Source organism: Duncaniella muricolitica, from assembly GCF_910574735.1.
Lineage (GTDB): Bacteria > Bacteroidota > Bacteroidia > Bacteroidales > Muribaculaceae > Duncaniella > Duncaniella muricolitica.
In genome coordinates, this window is sequence record NZ_CAJTCF010000141.1 from 1 (window position 1) to 3,261 (window position 3,261).

The 3,261-nt window shown below is 38.9% G+C and carries 3 protein-coding genes; 1 reads left to right on the plus strand and 2 read right to left on the minus strand.

Annotated features, from left to right (window positions below; translation table 11 throughout):
* Window positions 1–77: 77 nt before the first annotated feature.
* Complete coding sequence (locus QGT73_RS17060; RefSeq protein WP_280123228.1) at window positions 78–1,418, plus strand: ATP-binding cassette domain-containing protein; 1,341 nt, start codon at window positions 78–80, stop codon at window positions 1,416–1,418.
* A 583-nt stretch (window positions 1,419–2,001) separates the two neighbouring features.
* Here QGT73_RS17060 and QGT73_RS17065 read toward each other — a convergent pair.
* The gene (locus tag QGT73_RS17065) at window positions 2,002–2,298 is read right to left on the minus strand and encodes a helix-turn-helix domain-containing protein (RefSeq protein WP_107033312.1); all 297 of its coding nucleotides are present in this window, start codon (window positions 2,296–2,298) and stop codon (window positions 2,002–2,004) included.
* Window positions 2,291–2,575 carry a hypothetical protein gene (locus QGT73_RS17070; protein ID WP_107033313.1) on the minus strand — a complete coding sequence of 95 codons (285 nt, stop codon included), beginning with the start codon at window positions 2,573–2,575 and terminating at the stop codon, window positions 2,291–2,293. Before QGT73_RS17070 ends, QGT73_RS17065 begins: the two co-directional genes overlap by 8 nt.
* Between the last annotated feature and the right edge of the window lie 686 nt (window positions 2,576–3,261).

Consider the following 3,261-nt stretch of genomic DNA (forward strand, 5'->3'; position numbering starts at 1 on the left):
CTATGAGTTCTATCAATTCAAGGAGTGTTTAGGTGTGTTTTTGCTCATTACACTTAACACTCCTTATTGTATTTTGTATGTTTAAAATAAGTCAAGACAACTTCAAGGTTAAAACAATTCAGGACTTAAAGGCTAGTAAAGAACGTATTGATAGACTAACATTACAAATAGAGGCAGTCAAGCAAGAATTGAGATTGCTGTATGAAAAAAACAATCTCAATATTGATTCAGTATTGAATGTGACCTATACACCGGATTTAATATCTTCCAAGCTTAAAGAGTTGTCCGAGAGAGTTGATGAAATAGACAATCATTTGAATGAAGATAAATCAGGAAGCTTACGAAAGCAATACCTTCTTGAATCTGAGAAATTGAATCTTGCAAAGCAAAAACTTAGTGCTCCAGAACTTGAGTATCAGAAATATCTAAAGGAAAAGCTGGAGTGGGAGAAATTGTTAGAAGATATTACCGGTACTCCTGAAAAGGAAGGTTCAATAAAGTATCTTCAAAGTCGTATTGATTATATCGAACATAATCTAAATAAAGAACTATCTCAGAAAATCGAGAAAAGAGAGGATTTGGTAAAAGACTTGATGCAAAAGAAACATCAGGTCCTTGAGACCTATGAAAATCTTTTTGCTCCTGTTGTAAAGTTTATTGAGGACTATCATGAGGAATTAAAAGATTATCCTATTGAATTTGACTCAACTTTCTCTCTTAGGAATTTTGGAGATAGATTTTTTGATTTCGTAAGTCAGCAGGCTTCAGGATCTTACTACGGCAAGGAACAGGGGCAAGCTCGGATAAAATCAAATATTGACAGTGTGGATATGTCTGATATTCTATCTATTGTTGCCTTTGCCAACCTAATCAACAGCGATCTACTCTATGACAAACGTGATGACAATAATGATTTTCGTTCAGTAGAGAACCAATTAAAGAAAGGTCATACACAGCAAGAGCTATACGATTTTATTTATTGTATGGACTATGTCCATCCATTCTTCCAGCTTAAAATGAATGGAAAGCCCTTGTCCTCTTTGTCTCCTGGAGAAAGAGGTGCTTTGCTACTGCTTTTATATCTATTTATTGACATGGATGACAAACCTCTGATTATAGACCAACCAGAAGAGAACCTTGATAATGAAAGTGTATATCGGTATCTTGTACACTTCATCAAGGCTGCCAAGCGTAAGAGGCAAATCATCATGGTGACACATAATCCAAACCTTGCTGTAGTTTGCGATGCCGATCAGATTATTCAGATGAAAATTGATAAACTTCACGGGAATGAGGTTAGTTTTGTTTCAGGCGCTATAGAAAACCCTATTATGAATAAAATCATTGTAGATATTCTTGAGGGCACATATCCTGCATTTCATAATAGAGATTGCAAATACTTCGATAAAACCATATGATAATTGGTGATAGCAACTAAGGAGAATTAGGGATGTTTAAGCCCCGATAACCCTCATTGTGATTATCGGGGTTACGTGCTGTAAGATTGTCATCTATATGGCGAGTGATAGTTGTTTTTGATGTATTCTTCTATATCACGATCAGCATATATTATTTTCCTTCAGAGAGAATAATATCCGTAAATTCCTTTGATACGGTATTTGGATAAAGTGGAGCGGCTATCCATAATCTTCGGGTTAATAGGCTTTGTAAATATGTATTAGAGCATCGGGAATATACGCAAATGGCATTTGTGTCAGATAAACTGAGTGGAGCGGGATAATGTGTACCCCTCGTAAACGTGGAAATAGGCACCCGTTGAAATGCTTGAAAACGTGGGAGTAGATGGTTTTGAAATGCTTGAAAATGTGGTTTGACCGTTTTTGTTAATCAATTTAACAAAGCAAAACTCATCAAAAACACAAAATGAAAATCTGATTTTGTCGGTTTTTCTGCGTAAAAAGTCCGACAAAACAGTGATGACATGGCTAACGCCCCCGGTAATTCTCAATGGATTATCGGGGGCGTTGCCGTTGGATTACCTTATCGGTAAGGTGGGTGGTAGTTCTCTTTGAGGTAGTCCTCAATTTCGGTGTCGGCATACAGGATTTTGCCTTCAAGGGAATAATAACCGAATATCCCTTTAAGGCGATAGTTGGCGAGTGTTGACTTACTCACACCAAGCCGTCGGGCAAGTTCGGAGTCCGAGAGAAAGCGGTTGCCGTCAAACATAGGGCGAGAGCGTTCTGCCAACTCTTTAGAACAGCTCTTGATTTCAGAAAGTATCTTGAATACTTCATGCTGTTCTTCCTTGCTTAATTTGGATGTATTATCACTCATAATCAACCTTGCAATTATAGAGTAGCCGTCCAATCTCGCCTGCCGGATAATAAACCTTGCCCTCAATTATTGAGTATCCGATCTTGCCTTCCATTCGGAGTAGTGTCATGCCGCGCTGTGAACGGCGAAGTATTGACTGAGCCGAAATATTGTCTATCCACTCCTGCCGCTCATTCCCTGACAAGCGTCTGATTGCTTTGCCAAGAATTGAACGGCACTCGGCAAGAGTGGCGACCATAGCGTCAAAGACGCTGCGTTCAATGGTGATGTATTCCATAAATATAACCTTGGATTAGTGGTTTGATACTTTGCCCTGAATACAGCAATGGCAATCCATATTCCGGACTATGGGTTGCCATCATCATATTTTTATGAGCCGGGGATAGCTGTGCCTGTTTGGGATATATCGGGGCAGTCGCTTTGTCCGTGTAACATTCCGACTGCGAAAAAAGATTACTGAAAATGAGCGATTTCCCACGGTTACACACCGATTACCCAACATTACCCAACTTGAAAAATTGTCATAAACAAACAGCCATATTACGGTTGTTTCTATGTCAAATCCACGACGGATAAACATTACTCCAGCCGCTCAATCTGGTTCGGGTAGCACGCGGAACCGAACCAAAATTGACGACTGTCTGGTTCGGGTTGCAACGCGAATCGAACCAAATCCGAGGCAAATATATACCCCGTTCAGGATTTAATTCCCACTTAAAACAGGCTTTCATTAAAGCACATCGGCTAATAGACATAAAAGCCGATGGAGTGACGCCTATACCCCTGCCTAAAGCAAGAAAAAAGGCTAAACCTCGTAACTACTCAGGTAGGTATGCCGTACTCATATTATGACGAAACAATAGCAGCTTAACGTTCAATTATCACTTCGCATTTGACGCTCATAAAAGCTATTGAATATCAAGAAAATAAACATTATTTTACTTGCATATTTGTTTTTTTTTT

What these genes read in the sequence shown, in the direction of transcription:
- QGT73_RS17070 (WP_107033313.1), bottom strand. Translation starts at nt 2,575, where the DNA reads ATGGAATACATCACCATTGAACGCAGCGTCTTTGACGCTATGGTCGCC.
- QGT73_RS17065 (WP_107033312.1), bottom strand. Translation starts at nt 2,298, where the DNA reads ATGAGTGATAATACATCCAAATTAAGCAAGGAAGAACAGCATGAAGTA.
- QGT73_RS17060 (WP_280123228.1), top strand. Translation starts at nt 78, where the DNA reads ATGTTTAAAATAAGTCAAGACAACTTCAAGGTTAAAACAATTCAGGAC.